Source organism: Pseudomonas sp. LBUM1641 (genome assembly GCF_059716235.1).
This window is the reverse complement of the sequence record NZ_CP166815.1, coordinates 3,234,938-3,249,125: the sequence shown is the minus strand read 5'-3', so window position 1 is coordinate 3,249,125 and position 14,188 is coordinate 3,234,938. Positions and strand designations below refer to the sequence as shown.

Sequence of the window (14,188 nt, the reverse complement as noted above, 5' to 3'; positions counted from 1 at the left end):
GCCGCGACACGGTCAGTGGGCGTCAACGCGCCGCTCTGACCGGTGGCACCACTGTTGTAATTGGTATGTGGGGCCTATAAACGGTATCGGCCGGCTTGAGGATTTAATGGGGGATGTTCCGAAATATTTTTTCACACTTCTGACAACTGGCACTTTCTGGCATCCTGCGCCTCCTTTTTCCTGCCCGGGCCCGTATTTTGTCTGACACTCAAACCCCTCGCCCCCGTTATAAATCCGACCTGATCTACGGCCTCGACGACCGCCCCCACTTCAGCGCGGCGATATTTGCCGCCTTGCAGCACGTGCTGGCCAGCTTTGTCGGGATCATCACCCCAACGCTGATTGTTGGCGGCGTGCTGGGCCTGGAAAGCGAAGTGCCGTATCTGGTGAGCATGGCGCTGTTTGTGTCGGGGCTCGGCACCTTTGTGCAGGCCCGCAAGTTCGGCCCGGTGGGCTCGGGCCTGCTGTGCCTGCAAGGCACCAGCTTTTCGTTTATCAGCGTAATCCTGAGCGCCGGCTTCATGGTCAAGGCCCGGGGCGGCGGTACCGATGAGATCCTGTCGACGATCTTCGGCATCTGCTTCTTCGCGGCGTTTATCGAAGTGGTGCTCAGCCAGTTCATCGGCAAGCTGCGCAAGCTGATCACTCCGGTGGTCACCGGCACCATCATTACCTTGATGGGCTTGTCGCTGATCAAGGTGGCGGTGACCGACATGGCCGGCGGCTATGGTGCCAGCGACCTGGGCGCTGCCGGCAACATGGGCCTGGCAGCCTTGGTGCTGCTGACCATCGTGGTGCTCAACCGCTTCAACAACCCGTTCCTGCGCCTGGGCTCCATCGTGATCGGCCTGACCCTGGGTTTTGTGGTGGCCTGGTGGATGGGCCGCGTCGACCTGGCCGCCCTGCCCCAACTGCCGATGATCAGCGTGCCGGTGCCGTTCAAATACGGTTTTTCGTTCGACTGGGTAGCGTTTATCCCGGTGGCGGTGATCTTCCTGATTTCGCCCCTGGAAGCCGCCGGTGACCTGACGGCCAACTCGATGATTTCCCAACAGCCGGTCAAGGGCCCGCTGTACATCAAGCGCATCAAGTCCGGCTTGCTGGCCGACGGCCTCAACTCGGTGATGGCGGCCACCTTCAACAGCCTGCCGATGGTGACCTTCGCCCAGAACAACGGCGTGATCCAGTTGACCGGCGTGGCCAGCCGTTATGTGGCGTACTTCATTGCCGGGCTGCTGGTGCTGCTGGGCCTGTTCCCGATGATCGGCGCGGTGCTGCAACTGATGCCCAAGCCAGTGCTGGGCGGCGCTACCCTGATCATGTTCGGCACCGTGGCCGTGGCCGGGATCAAGATCCTCGCCGAAGCCGGCCTGCACCGACGCAACGTGCTGATCGTGGCTATTTCCTTAGGCATGGGCCTGGGCGTGGCGGCAGTCCCGGAAGTACTGCGCGAACTGCCCAAGGCGCTGCACAACATCTTCGAGTCGCCGATCACCGTGGGTGCGTTCTGCGCTATCGTGCTGAACATCTTCCTGCCTGAGGAGTTCATAGAACTGGAAGAAGATGAATTTGATCCGGAAGCCTCCACCCTCAAGGTGATGCAAGACCCGGACGTCACGAAATAGGAGAACCCCTCTATGCGCAAGCTCATGGTCCTGTCACTGCTGCTACTCACCCTGAGCGCCTGCGCGCTGTTCCCCAACCGCGACCCGGTGAACATCAATGTGGTGGGCATCGAGCCGCTGCAAAGCCAGGACCTGGAAGTGCGTTTCGCGGTGAAACTGCGGGTGCAGAACCCGAATGAAACCGCGATCGACTACAACGGCGTGGCCCTGGACCTTGAGGTCAATGGCCGGCCGCTGGCTTCCGGAGTGAGTGATCTGAGTGGTTCCATCCCGCGCTTTTCGGAGACGGTGCTGACGGTGCCGGTGAGCGTTTCGGCGTTTTCCGTGTTGCGCCAGACCCTTGGCTTGAGCCAGACCCAGAGTTTGAATAACCTGCCTTACGTGTTGCGCGGGAAACTCGCGGGTGGCCTGTTCGGCACCATGCGCTTTGTGGATCGCGGGACACTGGACTTTCCCAACACTGCCACTTGGTAACGACATGGATGCGCAACCTACGCTGTATACCGAACGCCTGATCCTAAGGCCGCTGACACTGGAGGATGCCGAGGGCGTCCAGCAGCAGTTTCCGCACTGGGAAGTGGTGCGCTACCTCAATGCCCAGGTGCCTTGGCCGTATCCGGCGGACGGTGCGCGTAGCTATCTGGAGCATGTCGCGTTGCCGGCCATGGCGCGGGGGGAGGAATGGCATTGGTCGATCCGCCTTAGAAGCGCGCCAGAGGTGTTGATTGGCAATGTCAGTCTGATGGATGAGGTGGACAACAATCGGGGCTTTTGGCTGGGGCCGCAGTGGCAGGGCCAGGGGTTGATGGCCGAGGCCAGTGCGGCGGTGACCGAGTATTGGTTTGAGGTGCTGGAACGGCCTTTGATGCGGGTGCCCAAGGCGGCGCCGAACGTGGCCTCTCGCAGGATTTCCGAGCGCACGGGGATGCGCTTGGTCAGGACGGATGAGGGGCAGTTTGTCGCTGGGAATTTGCCCAAGGATATTTGGGAGATTACCCGGGAGGAATGGCTGGGGGTTCGGCGGGGCTGAGGTGGGTTTTGGGTGTATATCCGTTGCTGCGGTCAGGGCCGCTATGGGTTCCGCTCTTACAGCGGCTCACTTTTGAACAGCGCAAAAGTAAGCAAAACGCTCTTGCCCCACCACTCGGCTCCTCGCCTAGGCTCGGAGTGCCCTCACTCCGGCTTTGGACCGTGGGCCGCCGTCATGGGCCATCCCTGGCCCAGGACGGCTAACCTGGCGTCCTGCCAGGTTACCCACGCTCCAAAGCCTGCGTTCGGCCAGCGTGGTTTAACGGGGCGCCTAAGATCAAAATCAAAAGCAGATCAACAGCACAGCGGCCTACCGGCCGGCTTGAGTGTGGTGAAGCAACAGCAACAGCAACAGCAACAGCGAAATCAAGAGCGGGCACAGTCCAAATGTGGGAGCGGGCTTGCTCGCGAAGGTCGTTAACGATGACGCAGGCATCCTGGATGAACGCGGCGTTCTCAGGTTTTTCGCGAGCAAGCCCGCTCCCACAGAAAAGCAACTCTGCTTTCGCTCTGGATCTTGCCTCTGCTTCTCACACTCAAGCCGGCCGGTAGGCCGCTGTGCTCTGCTTTTGATCTGCTTGTGATTTTGATCTTAGGCGCCCCGTTAACCACGATGGCCGCAAGTAGGCACGGTGGAGCGGGTAAATCGGCAGGGAAGCCGATTTAGCCGCGCCGGGCCATGGATGGCCCGTCGCGGCGGCCCGCGGAATCGGGCCGGAGTGCGGGCATGCCGAGCCTAGGCGAGGCACCGAGTGGTGGGGCAAAGACCTTTTGGTTACTTTTGGCTGGGCCGGCATTCCGGGCGTTTGCCAAAAGTGACCCGCTGTAAGAGCGGAACCATAGGTAGCCGTTACCGAAGAAACGGATATGTACTCAGTCACCAATAAACCGCACCCCCGGCCTAACCCGCTCATCCACGGTCAACTCGAAAATATCCGGCCGGGCATAGTGCCCAACCACATCATAGTCATACCGCGCCCGCACCAGCTCATCCGTATCAATCCGCGCCACCAGCAACCCCGCCCCACCGAGCAACGGCCCGGCGAGAATGTCCCCCATGGGCCCGACAATCACACTGCCACCCGCGATCAAAGGCCGATCCCCCGGCCAGTTCGCAATCTCCACGCCCAACGCTTGGGGTGACGCCTGCACCTGACACGCACTCACCACAAAACACCGCCCTTCATGTGCAATATGCCGCATGCTCACCTGCCACACTTCCCGCTCATCCACCGTCGGCGCACACCACACCTCCACGCCCTTGGCGTACATCGCCGTGCGCAACAACGGCATCATGTTCTCCCAGCACACCGCGCCGCCGATGCGCCCTACCGCTGTGTCGATCACCGGCAACGTCGAGCCGTCGCCCTTGCCCCAGATCAACCGTTCAGTGCCGGTAGGCATCAATTTGCGATGCTTGGCCACCAACCCGCCCACCGGTTCGAAATACAGCGCCGTGCAATACAGCGTGCTGCCACTGCGTTCAATCACGCCCAACACCAGGCTCGCCAACGTGCGCGCCGACAAGCCGGCCAGCGCTTCGGTCTCCACACCCGGCACATCAATCGCATTGGCAAAATATCGGGCAAACGCTTCACGGCCTTCAGGCAGGCGATAACCCAACTGTGTACCAAAACCTTCACCCTTGGGATAACCCCCGAGCAAGGCTTCGGGCATCACCACCAGTTGCGCACCGCTGCGCAGGATTTCGTCCTCGTAAGACAGGATCTGTTTCAGGGTCTCAGCCTTGCCACCCGGCAAGGAACCGATTTGCAGCGCAGCCACGGTAGAAATGGGCATCACGATCACTCCGAATCAATGGGGGTTGCCCATTCTCCGGCCAGCGGCAATCATGAATAAAGCCCACTTCACTGCTCCCGCACGGACAGAATTCTTGGACTATTTGCTCATTTTTTAGCTTCCAGAACTCCACAAAGACAGGAAACCTGGACTTTTTGTCGTGCCAAGACGGAATTGGTGTAATTTTCGTCGGATACGCCACAAAGGATGGACTTTTAGTCGTGAGTAGCGGGTTACGACTGCCGGCAGAAAGGCGACTTTGTGAGAGTAACTCGCTTATCCGGGCGCGCATGTGTTCAGGGGTAAGGTGAGCGAGATTGGGTAGCAAAGTCATGGGGCCGATTTTGCCAGAGCAGGCAATTCGCGGCGATAGACCGATCGGCTAATGGCAGCCGTTAAAGCAGTGTGATCGAGCCTCCAGAATCTGCGCGTTGCCATGGCAGACCCAGCACCAATGCCTGAAGTTTCTCGGTATCCAGTTCCATTTCGGAACCGTGGCGAATGCCAGGCCAGTGAAACTTGCTTGGTTTAACCGCCGCGCAGCAAGCCATATTCCGAAGCCATCATGCCTCTGACTGCGTAAATTCGAAACTTCCCCCCCACACAATCCAGTTCTATTTGTGCGAATTCAGAACTACGTCGCTCCTATGTGCTCAACTTTGAAATTTCCTCGCCTTCTCATTGTAATCGGCAGCTTTAAGTCGGACTCTGGCCTCGGGACTATACATTTGCATCACGAATAGGCCTGAGCACTATGGCCCCGTTAACCAACTCGATACTCAGTGAATCACCGAGATTGAGATTCATACTTGCGAGAAGTTCGGAAGGAAGGTCGATGATGACATCCCCGCTTCCATCACCAGGGTCTTGGCATTTCACAGTTGTCTGCACGAATTCATTCATGGAGATACGCATCCGGTCCTAGGCCAATGGGTTGCCTTACTATCCTACGCTGGCGGATTCCCAGCCGACAGGTAGCAGCCCAGACTGAAGAAAATCGTACTTCGAGGTGCCCGACGTCCAGCTAGAAAGCTCGGCCAGTCGCCGGCATGCCGTCCTGTTATGGCTTCTGTCCTCGACCGTTCTGTCACGAAGCGTGGCAGAGAACGCAAAGGTTCATTCAGTCCGCAACGTTATTAGGTCGCAATTTTTCCTCCAGTCATCAGCTGTTTGTATTACATGACCTATGATGTGATCGCTCCAATGCGGCGCTCATCCAACGTGGCATCCTGCAGGCACGAAGTGCAATTATTTCCATACTGCTTAACATTTTACAAATTTTCGTAACCAAGAGATCAGATGCACCTCTCGGACCAAGATAATATAGGGCGGTAAGCGCATCTCCAACTCTAGTTCCTGCATGCTGCAGCCGGTCGGCTGACGCATGCTGTAACCGGATCACGGCATTTCCCACTTTCAAATCGCGCGTATAGCCACTCGTATAGTAAACGGGCCTCACTTGCATCTGATTACTCAACCTAAATCTGCGTACCGCTTCCGCCCCATGAATTTGGATAGTTTCTCCATTTGCTTGCGCGATTACGTTCATAACTTCCAATGGGCTCGCGCAGACTTTCCCAACATGCTTACCCCAGTGAGGCCGCATATAAATCCCGCGGGCCACACGTTCAAGTAAGCCTGCTCGTACTAGTCGTGTTAAAGATTTACTGATTGCTGAAGGTGAGCCGGCTTCGGCAAAAACCATACGGTGAAAGGGCCTGCCTGAAGCCATCTCCACTACCTGATTTGATATAATTTTCGAAACGGACCGCATAACTGCCCCTTATCCCTACTTGAATTTTAAACTAATCGATAAGTGAGCCGATAGCGAATTCCATTCCGTCGTAACCTATCTAGGAAACGATAAATGAGGGTCAGCCGTTACCTCTTGGTACGTTGGAATCTGCACCAATGTATTGACCAAGACTAAATCATGCTCCAGTCGTCGAACTAAAGATCGGCCCCATTGGCGCCACTCCAGTGTCTGCGTGCTCTTCTATATATCCAGCAAGGAGCATCTGGCTATCGCTCGGGAAGTGACGTAAAAGAAATATCGCATCACCACGAATACGCATTGGTAGCGATTTGTCTTGGGACAGCTCTAGCAGAAACTCTCTAGTCTGAATGACCGCTCGCGTACGCTCATTTGGCATCGTCATTTATGGTTACCTTCAATCTTCGGTCCTCGAAACACAGAGCAGGAACGCTAGCCCAACTCTTCTCCACTCCAAACACCGCGATGTCGTCAAGTGTTAAACACGTCTGCTTTCAATGCTCTTTACTTTAGCCTGAACCCACGACGCAACTGCGCCCAGCTTGTGAGGAGGCATGCGGGGTATCTCGTCTTTTCAGAGTTAATCTTCTTTCTTCCGATGGAAATTTTTATTTTCTTCTTTCCCGAGGTGAACTAGGGCGTCGAAGATTTTTTCGGGTTTAACACTCTGCAGGATGGGAGACTTACCGAGTTTATAAATTTGCCCGCCCGTCACTACGTGGCACACCTCCGCTGGAAAGCAACTTTCATTTCTCAAAACCACTACTTCTAACAGCGATTCCAGTTTCCAGCAGCCACTCTCGTTTACGGATCCGGGAGTGACGATATATGCCTCTTCCAGCCACACAGAATCAGTGCGGGCGCTCACGATATCAGCCAGATCTGACGCCGTAGACACCATCAACATCGTTCGCATCTCCTCCTCACCGAAGTCCTGTACTACTTTGAGGTAATACCATGGCCAGTGCACCTCATGCTCAACGTGGTGCCAAAACTGAACTCCGTCTGGTCCACTCGGCGTCGGAAAAATCGCAGACCGTTCAGTTGTCTTGAACACAGAGCACCCACATATGAGAATTAATATCACTTAGCAACCAATATACTTGGTGGTCTTATCCTACCTGCTGTCGCCTGATTGTGCCATTTTGTGGGGCTACAAAATGGACATACGGTCTTCACTCGGGCAGGCGCTAAAGATGGCCCGTATGAGCAAAGGGTTGATTCAAGAAGATTTTGCAATTACGAGCAGTACAAATTTCATAAGCCTGCTCGAAAATGGCAAGACCAGCCCTACGTTGCAGAAGCTCGAGGCAATTTGCTCTACGCTTGATACACATCCACTGACCTTGGTTGCATTGGCTTACGCCCTTCAAAGCGAATCGCCGATTGAATTTGATCAATTACTGCATCGCGTAGCTGACGAGGTCAGAGACTTGATCAGCTTTCAGGCCCGCTGAGACGGGGGCAGACGTTCAGGCGTCCACTCTGAGAAATTCGCAGTCCCTCTACTCCGCATAGGTGCGATGGCTATCCCCACTCATAGCCAATTTGTACTTGCATGACTTTGACAGGGCTATGAACGATGGTGAGGTCACTTGTGTACGGTACATCGATGACTTCCTGATCCTCGGGAAGGGCATGCGCTGCGTGGATCGTGCTTTTAGCAAAGCACAGACCGAACTCAAAATGATCTCACTTGAAGCATGCCGGCCCTTAGCAGCAAGCGACAAAACTTCAAGCTTGCGAATTCATGATTTTGGAACTAACTGCCCTGTGTGACCGTCACTTTGGCGAAAATGAGATCTGAATTTGAAACGAAAACCACGCCAGAAAGCTAAATTCGATATTTCATCTCCCATTGATCTTTCTCCGCGAGCGTCAGTGATTGCTCCATTCACCGTACAACCTGCAAATAGATCATTCAGGACAGACGATGATGCGATTAGTATCGAATAGAGCTAGGCTAGCCTGATCCGTTACCGCCAAAGTGAGTCACATGGTTTCTAGTACTGCGCATACAACTGTCTCGACGCCGCGGGTTCGTAAACCTACGGAATATCTTACTCACGTCAGAATCGAGGAGCTTAGCGAGCTCAATATTTTCTTGCTCGCGAAGGAAGGTTTTGCATTGAAAGACGCCCAAGCAATGGTCTCGCTTTCCGAGCTATATTTGTCATTGAGGATCATCGAACGAATCGTTGGTAAGCCAGGCCGACCGAAGCAAGGCAAAGGCGACGAATCGATGACCGGTCGACTTAGCGCTCTCCAGAGCGCAATAGCCTTTCACTACGCCAAGGTTCTCGAACACGCAACGACTGTTTTTGGCACCCTGGGGCTTGCCGAGGCATGGCTTGCCAAACCCTGCAGGCATTTGGCCGGTAATATCCCTCTTGATCTGGTGGGTAACCCACTTGGATTTCAAGCTGTCGAAGACTACCTAGAACGGGTCGAACTGGGGGTCTATCAATAACGTACCGGTTTGGTCTAGATGCCTGACCGGTGACGAGGGGGCTGCAAGCTATCGGGCTCCCTCCTTCCCCTTCTCTTCTTGGCCAGATCCAATGTCCTGAACTGAAGCGTCCGCGGAGATGTGGAGAAGTGCTTCCAGCCTATCCAGTAGGCGCCATAGGCATTCTCGCGCAGAGCTTCAGCAAACATAAGGGACCCTCTGGATTCACCATTTGCTTTGGACCTTTACACTAGTTACGTGATCGCTTGATAGCTGGTGATCGACCAGTTAACCACCCCGATTGTCTGCATATGAAGAACGGAAATCGGGGAATACCTAGACGAAAGAGTTTTTCGTCAGCAGCGCCGGTAATAGTTCCGTCGCTGCCCCTAACAACATCAACTCACTCGGCTCACTCAAACGCACTTCTTCCAGGTTGAGATGGGTGACGGTAGCACCTGCCGCCAAAGCGATTTCGGGAATATCAGCCGCAGGTCGGACTATCCCCGAGGTACCGACAGATATCAAAACGTCACAGCTTCTTATTTTAGCTATAGCTGTTTTCCAGACACCGCCAGGAAGATCTTCCCCAAACCAAACTACACCAGGCCGCAGCCGACCATTGCAGCGAACACAACGAGGAGGCTCGATCAGCTCACCTTCGAAAGAGATCGCCGCTTACTGGTTCGTTAACTCTGCCGGGCGCTTGCAAGCGAAGCAGATCCGCTGGGCTAGGCTTCCTGGAGATGCACTACGTTTCGAGACCCTGCGCGCTCATGTAAGCCGTCAATGTTCTGAGTTACCACAAAGACATCTCGGCCGGAATCGGCCAAACGGGCTACCATTGTGGGCTGCGTGCGGCTTCGCTTGAATGGCTTGCTTGCGGCGCCAAAGGTACCACCCCCAAACCAAAGCAGGGTTTTCCCTAAATGCGTTTGCAGTTTCAAGAGTCCGGGGACCGTGCCTTGCCCATAGCCCTGTGAGCTTATCTCTAAAGGTGGGAATACCACTCTCTGCTGAAATGCCCGTGAACACCACAATTTTTCGAGCAACATGAAGGGCGTGAGACGCCCCACTGCTGGGTTACTTGCCCACGTCATGATCGCGAAGTTCGCTAACCATTTGCCGCTTTACCATCAGGAATCGATTTTCGGTCGCGCCGGCTTGGCGATTCCACGCTCAACTTTGGCTCAATGGGTGGGCATTACGGGCGTGCAGTTGGAGCCCTTGGTCGATGCCCTGCGTGACGTAGTGATCGGGTAGCAGGCCGTGCACGCGGATGCCCCCCGTGCAAATGCTCGCTCCGGGCTCGAAAAAAAACCACCGTTCTTATGTTCGGGCTTACGCCACCAGCCAATTCTGCGGTACAGCCGCTATCGTCAACTTCAGCCCCAGCCGCGCCGGTGAGCATGCCCGCAACTTCCTGCAAGGCTGGAAAGGTAAGTTGGTCTAGGACGATTTTGGCGGTTACAAGGCCAGCTTCGAACTCGGCGTGACCGAGACTGGCTACATGGCCCATGCCCGGCGCAAGCTCTTCGAATTGCACGCTACTAACAAGAGCCAGCTCGCCGAGCAGGCCCTGCGTTACATCCAGTTGCTGTACGAAATCGGGAGTGTTGCGGGGGCAGTATTCAATCAGCGCCAACAGCCTGAGTCCAAGCCCACTGAGAATCCGACTTTTTCAGCAGAATCGGCCAATTGTTGCTCACGTGCTATGTCTAGCGTCCCGCAAATTTCTGGATCAGATGGGTCGGCCCGGACACGATTAGCAGATCACCAGGCCGAATCAGGGTGCTAGGGGTGGCATGCTGGAAGTCTTGATTGGTGCGTTTCAACCCTACGACGGTCACCCCGAATTTTTCGCGGATTTGCCCGTCGGCCAACGTACTGTTGTGGCACGACAGTGGGGAATGAATCTTGGCGATGGCGAAACCGTCGTCGAACTCGATGAAGTCGATCATCCGCCCGGTAATGAGATGAGCGACACGCTCGCCCATTTCTTTCTCCGGGTAGACCACGTGATGGGCACCAATGCGCTGGGCTATCTGCCCATGCTCGGCGGTGCGGGCCTTGACCCAGATATCCGCAATCCCCAGTTCGGTCAGCGTCATGATGGTCAGCAGGCTGGCGGCCAGGTCGGTGCCTATCCCCACAATGGCGTGGCCAAAGTCGGCAACTCCCAATTGGCGCAACACCTGCAGGTTGGTGGAGTCGGCCTGCACCGCATGCGTCAGCAAGTCAGCCCACTCATGGACGGGTGCGGCGTCGCGGTCGATGCCCATCACGTCGTGCCCCAGCCGCATCAGCGATTGGGCCACCGAGCCGCCGAAGCGACCCAGGCCGATCACCACCACGCTGTCGCCCTTGGCAAATGAGAACTTCTCTGAAAATAGCAAGTTAGCCAACAATGGGATGCTCCTCTGGGTAGCGGTAGGGCATACGGTGCTCGCCCAAGGCCAGTGACGCCGCGAGCGTGATAGTGCCCACCCGTCCGGCGTACATCAGCAGCGTCAACACCAGCTGGCTTGAGGTGGGCAGCTCGGCGGTGATACCGGTGGACAAGCCGACGGTGCCAAACGCCGAGATTACTTCGAATATGACCTGGTCGGTAGGCAACGCGGTCTCACGCAGAATAAAGAGCGTCGCCAGCACGATCATGGCGCTGCTCAGGACGAGCACGGTAATGGCTTGACGCTGGGCCGCAGCGCCGACTCGCCGGCCATAGGCCTCGCAATCACTGTGGCCACGAATTTCGGCAATCACCAGCAAGACTAAGATCGCGACAGTACCGACTTTCACCCCGCCCGCAGTGCCTGCACTGCCGCCGCCGACGAACATCAGAAAGTAATGCACCGCCCAGCTTTCCGGGGTCAACGCGCCAATGTCGATCGAATTGAACCCGGCGGTACGTGCGGAAACGGAAGCAAATGCCGCCGACAGCACTTTATCGGCCACGGCCATCGGGCCAAGGGTGGTGGAATTGTCCCACTCGAACAGCAGCAGTGTGAAAAACCCGACCACCAGCAGGATCGCCGTGCCAGACAAGGTGAGCTTGGTGTGCAGCGACCAGCGACGGGGATGGTTGAACCGGCTGCGCAAGTCATACAGCACGGGAAAGCCAATACCGCCGATAACGATGGCAGCCATCATAGGCAACAGAATCCAGGTGTCAGTGGCGTAGCGCATCAGGCTGTCGGAGTAAATCGAGAAACCTGCGTTATTGAAGGCCGATACGGCATGAAACAGACCGCTCCAGGCCGCATCGGCCCATGACTGGCCATAGCCCCAATGAAACCTGAAGGTGAGCCACACGGTCGTGATGAGCTCCAGGGCGAACGTCACCACCAGCACCAGTTTGGCCACGCTGGTAATGTCTCCCACCCCCAATGAGCGCGACTCCAACTGTGCGACCATTTTGGTACGCAGGCGCAATCGGCTGTTAACCATCAGGCCGAGCAAGGTCGCCACCGTCATGATGCCGAAGCCGCCGAGCTGGAACAGAAGCAGAATCACCGCCTGGCCGAAGGTCGACCAGTACGTGCCAGTATCCACCACTACCAACCCGGTAACACAGACGGCCGATACGGCCGTGAAGAAGGCCGTCACCCAGGGAACCGCGCCCCCCCCAGCCTGGGATATCGGCTGCATTAGAATCGCGGTACCCACCATTATCGTGGTGAGGAAAACCAAGGCGACGACTCTGGCGGGATGAGATAGTAATTTCATTTGGCATCAGAACTCATGTCGTTACAAGGAGACAGGCTGTAAGCAACAGCTCTCCCAAACTCAATCAGACTTGAGTATTTCCACCACGTTGCGGTGGGCCTCAATCGGGATTCTGAATGCGGGCGATAGTGACAGTCATAACGATTTTTTGCCAATCCTTACTTATTTTGTATGCGATCCATAAACCCCACCTTCTAAAAAGTGGATTTTATGTTTACCGTGGCATCTCTAACGAGCAGTTCCACGGCAGCAAGGCCTCGAAGTCTTCTACGCTCGAGGCTTGTGGCCGGCGCTCAAGTGCGTGGCGCAGCCACGCATAGGGCTCTTGGCCGTTGGCTTTAGCCGTCTCGACCAGGCTGTAAAGTTGAGCGCTGGCCATCGCACCTTTGGGCGTGTCGCTGAACAACCAATTCTTGCGCCCGATCAAGAAGGGCCTGATCGCACGCTCTGCCGCGTTGTTGTCGATCGGCAAAAAACCGGCTTCGGTGTAGCGCACTAACTTGTCCCAGTTGCTGGCCAGATAACTGGTGGCTTTGCCCAGCGCGTTTCGCGCCGTCACTTGTGGCTGGGTTTTCTCCAGCCAGGCGTGTAACTGCGCCAGGACTGACGGGTCGGCTCTCAATCAGGCTCTTTCATCACCTGGACACGCGTTTCGTCGCAGTGGATTACGCGACTTTCCAGCAGCCGGTCCCGCATCAAGTTGAGCAGCGGTTGCAGGTGTTCGCCGCATTTTATGACCCAACGCGCCAGGGTTTGTCGTGGAATATCGACGCCGTGGCGACCGAGTACTTTTTCGGAACGATGCAGCGGCAGACCGTCGACGTATTTGGTGGTCAGCAACATCGCCAACACACTGGGACTGGCCATGCTCTTTTCAATCAATTGCGCTGGCTTGTCAGCGATGACCGGCGCGGTTTCACAGCCACGGCAGGCGTAGACCTTGCGGATGTGTCTGATCACGCGGATCTGCATAGGCACGATCTTTAGCTGCTCGCTGGTTTCTTCGCCGATGGCGTGCTTGCGGCAGCCGCAAGCACACGTCAGCTCGTGCTCGGGCAGCTCGTGGATGACTTTGATACGGGGCAAGTCGGCGGGCAGAGCTTGCGTTTGCCACAGCGTCTGGTAGGAGCGACAACTTCTTCCTCCGCCTCTTCGGTGGCAGGTTCAGCGATACTTTCGGCTTCATTAAAAAGAGCCAATTGCGGTGTCGCTGAATCGACTGTTTGTTCGGATTTACGCCCGAAGAGACGCTGACGGAGCAGCACACTTTCTTCTTCGAGATGAACAACCTTGGGCTGCATCTGAGCAAGTAATTGCTTGAGCGCAGTCAGGTCATCGGGAAGGTTGTCGGGCATAGAAATCATGCCGTGGATTATACCGAATCAGGCGACGAATCGAGGTGTCAAAACCTAATGTGGACGGTTGCGCCACAGGTCAAACCCGTCGAGCAGCCAGTTCAGCTCCTGGACTGTCAGCACGATGGCTTCGTCGGTGTGATCGGGCGATGTTTTGAAGCGTTTGGATTCAAGGCGTTTGAGCCAAAGGCAAAAGCCGTTGCGCTCCCAATACAAAATCTTCACCCGATTGCGGGGCTTGCTGAGAAAGACGAAAAGCACCGGATCGAACACCGCCACTTTGATATCCAGCTCCACCAGTGCGGCTAGGCCGTTGATGGATTTTCGAAAGTCTACAGGTTTAGGGTAGAGGTACACTTTTTCAACTTTGGCATCGGGACGCATCATGGCCGCTGGCTTCTGAAAGAGATCGGGAGCACAGCATCAGGTA

Annotated in this window: 13 protein-coding genes and 3 pseudogenes; 6 read left to right on the top strand and 10 right to left on the bottom strand. The window is 56.0% G+C overall.

All coding sequences use genetic code 11. The annotated features are described in order from the left end of the window. Positions 1-197: 197 nt before the first annotated feature. Genes ACA046_RS14855 through ACA046_RS14845 form a run of 3 tightly spaced genes read left to right on the top strand, consistent with a single transcriptional unit; the run spans position 198 to position 2,655 of the window. Positions 198-1,625 carry a nucleobase:cation symporter-2 family protein gene (locus tag ACA046_RS14855; protein ID WP_459021410.1) on the top strand — a complete coding sequence of 476 codons (1,428 nt, stop codon included), beginning with the start codon at positions 198-200 and terminating at the stop codon, positions 1,623-1,625. 12 nt (positions 1,626-1,637) lie between these two features. Continuing rightward, the gene (locus ACA046_RS14850) at positions 1,638-2,099 is read left to right on the top strand and encodes an LEA/WHy family protein (protein WP_076016521.1); all 462 of its coding nucleotides are present in this window, start codon (positions 1,638-1,640) and stop codon (positions 2,097-2,099) included. 4 nt (positions 2,100-2,103) lie between these two features. Continuing rightward, a complete protein-coding gene (locus tag ACA046_RS14845) occupies positions 2,104-2,655 on the top strand; it encodes a GNAT family N-acetyltransferase (protein WP_076016520.1) in 552 nt (183 codons plus the stop codon). 872 nt (positions 2,656-3,527) lie between these two features. On the opposite strand, the gene ACA046_RS14840 is transcribed toward ACA046_RS14845, so the two are convergent. The 5 genes from ACA046_RS14840 to ACA046_RS14820 all read right to left on the bottom strand — a co-directional run bounded on the left by ACA046_RS14840 (position 3,528) and on the right by ACA046_RS14820 (position 7,285). Beyond that, complete coding sequence (locus tag ACA046_RS14840; protein ID WP_497676886.1) at positions 3,528-4,454, bottom strand: carbon-nitrogen hydrolase family protein; 927 nt, start codon at positions 4,452-4,454, stop codon at positions 3,528-3,530. Positions 4,455-5,174: 720 nt separating this feature from the next. Next, positions 5,175-5,357, bottom strand: a complete 183-nt coding sequence (locus ACA046_RS14835) for an AbrB/MazE/SpoVT family DNA-binding domain-containing protein (RefSeq protein ID WP_497676885.1) — start codon at positions 5,355-5,357, stop codon at positions 5,175-5,177. A gap of 259 nt (positions 5,358-5,616) precedes the next feature. Beyond that, positions 5,617-6,186, bottom strand: a complete 570-nt coding sequence (locus tag ACA046_RS14830; RefSeq protein WP_497677090.1) for a DUF6088 family protein — start codon at positions 6,184-6,186, stop codon at positions 5,617-5,619. 199 nt (positions 6,187-6,385) lie between these two features. Then, the gene (locus tag ACA046_RS14825; protein WP_497677089.1) at positions 6,386-6,607 is read right to left on the bottom strand and encodes a BPSL0761 family protein; all 222 of its coding nucleotides are present in this window, start codon (positions 6,605-6,607) and stop codon (positions 6,386-6,388) included. A gap of 201 nt (positions 6,608-6,808) precedes the next feature. Then, positions 6,809-7,285, bottom strand: coding sequence for a hypothetical protein (locus tag ACA046_RS14820; RefSeq protein ID WP_497676884.1), 477 nt, complete (start codon positions 7,283-7,285; stop codon positions 6,809-6,811). 103 nt (positions 7,286-7,388) lie between these two features. Between ACA046_RS14820 and ACA046_RS14815 the strand changes: the two genes are divergently transcribed. Both ACA046_RS14815 and ACA046_RS14810 read left to right on the top strand, forming a co-directional pair. Beyond that, positions 7,389-7,685 carry a helix-turn-helix domain-containing protein gene (locus ACA046_RS14815; protein WP_497676883.1) on the top strand — a complete coding sequence of 99 codons (297 nt, stop codon included), beginning with the start codon at positions 7,389-7,391 and terminating at the stop codon, positions 7,683-7,685. Between the two features lie 539 nt (positions 7,686-8,224). Further along, entirely contained in the window at positions 8,225-8,698 is a 474-nt protein-coding gene (locus ACA046_RS14810; RefSeq protein WP_497676882.1) for an antitoxin Xre/MbcA/ParS toxin-binding domain-containing protein, read from the top strand. 315 nt (positions 8,699-9,013) lie between these two features. Here the strand turns inward: ACA046_RS14810 and ACA046_RS14805 are convergent. Beyond that, a pseudogene (locus ACA046_RS14805) lies at positions 9,014-9,718 on the bottom strand (SIR2 family NAD-dependent protein deacylase). 15 nt (positions 9,719-9,733) lie between these two features. Between ACA046_RS14805 and ACA046_RS14800 the strand changes: the two are divergent. Further along, positions 9,734-10,292, top strand: a pseudogene (locus tag ACA046_RS14800) (IS66 family transposase); the annotation flags it as partial. A 103-nt stretch (positions 10,293-10,395) separates the two neighbouring features. Here the strand turns inward: ACA046_RS14800 and ACA046_RS14795 are convergent. The 4 genes and pseudogenes from ACA046_RS14795 to tnpB all read right to left on the bottom strand — a co-directional run bounded on the left by ACA046_RS14795 (position 10,396) and on the right by tnpB (position 14,145). After that, a complete protein-coding gene (locus tag ACA046_RS14795; RefSeq protein WP_497676881.1) occupies positions 10,396-11,085 on the bottom strand; it encodes a potassium channel family protein in 690 nt (229 codons plus the stop codon). Then, positions 11,075-12,346: a TrkH family potassium uptake protein gene (locus tag ACA046_RS14790; protein WP_497677088.1), complete on the bottom strand. Its 1,272-nt coding sequence runs from the start codon at positions 12,344-12,346 to the stop codon at positions 11,075-11,077. Before ACA046_RS14790 ends, ACA046_RS14795 begins: the two co-directional genes overlap by 11 nt. Before the next feature lie 271 nt (positions 12,347-12,617). Next, positions 12,618-13,767: pseudogene (locus ACA046_RS14785) on the bottom strand (IS66 family transposase). 45 nt (positions 13,768-13,812) lie between these two features. Continuing rightward, positions 13,813-14,145, bottom strand: coding sequence for an IS66 family insertion sequence element accessory protein TnpB (gene tnpB / locus ACA046_RS14780; RefSeq protein ID WP_497676880.1), 333 nt, complete (start codon positions 14,143-14,145; stop codon positions 13,813-13,815). Positions 14,146-14,188 lie beyond the last annotated feature (43 nt).

Excerpts from the sequence above, each read along its gene's own strand:
- tnpB (WP_497676880.1), bottom strand. The coding sequence starts at position 14,145 with ATGATGCGTCCCGATGCCAAAGTTGAAAAAGTGTACCTCTACCCTAAA.
- ACA046_RS14845 (WP_076016520.1), top strand. The coding sequence starts at position 2,104 with ATGGATGCGCAACCTACGCTGTATACCGAACGCCTGATCCTAAGGCCG.
- ACA046_RS14840 (WP_497676886.1), bottom strand. The coding sequence starts at position 4,454 with ATGCCCATTTCTACCGTGGCTGCGCTGCAAATCGGTTCCTTGCCGGGT.
- ACA046_RS14835 (WP_497676885.1), bottom strand. The coding sequence starts at position 5,357 with ATGAATGAATTCGTGCAGACAACTGTGAAATGCCAAGACCCTGGTGAT.
- ACA046_RS14830 (WP_497677090.1), bottom strand. The coding sequence starts at position 6,186 with ATGGCTTCAGGCAGGCCCTTTCACCGTATGGTTTTTGCCGAAGCCGGC.
- ACA046_RS14790 (WP_497677088.1), bottom strand. The coding sequence starts at position 12,346 with ATGGTGGGTACCGCGATTCTAATGCAGCCGATATCCCAGGCTGGGGGG.
- ACA046_RS14815 (WP_497676883.1), top strand. The coding sequence starts at position 7,389 with ATGGACATACGGTCTTCACTCGGGCAGGCGCTAAAGATGGCCCGTATG.
- ACA046_RS14810 (WP_497676882.1), top strand. The coding sequence starts at position 8,225 with ATGGTTTCTAGTACTGCGCATACAACTGTCTCGACGCCGCGGGTTCGT.
- ACA046_RS14825 (WP_497677089.1), bottom strand. The coding sequence starts at position 6,607 with ATGCCAAATGAGCGTACGCGAGCGGTCATTCAGACTAGAGAGTTTCTG.
- ACA046_RS14850 (WP_076016521.1), top strand. The coding sequence starts at position 1,638 with ATGCGCAAGCTCATGGTCCTGTCACTGCTGCTACTCACCCTGAGCGCC.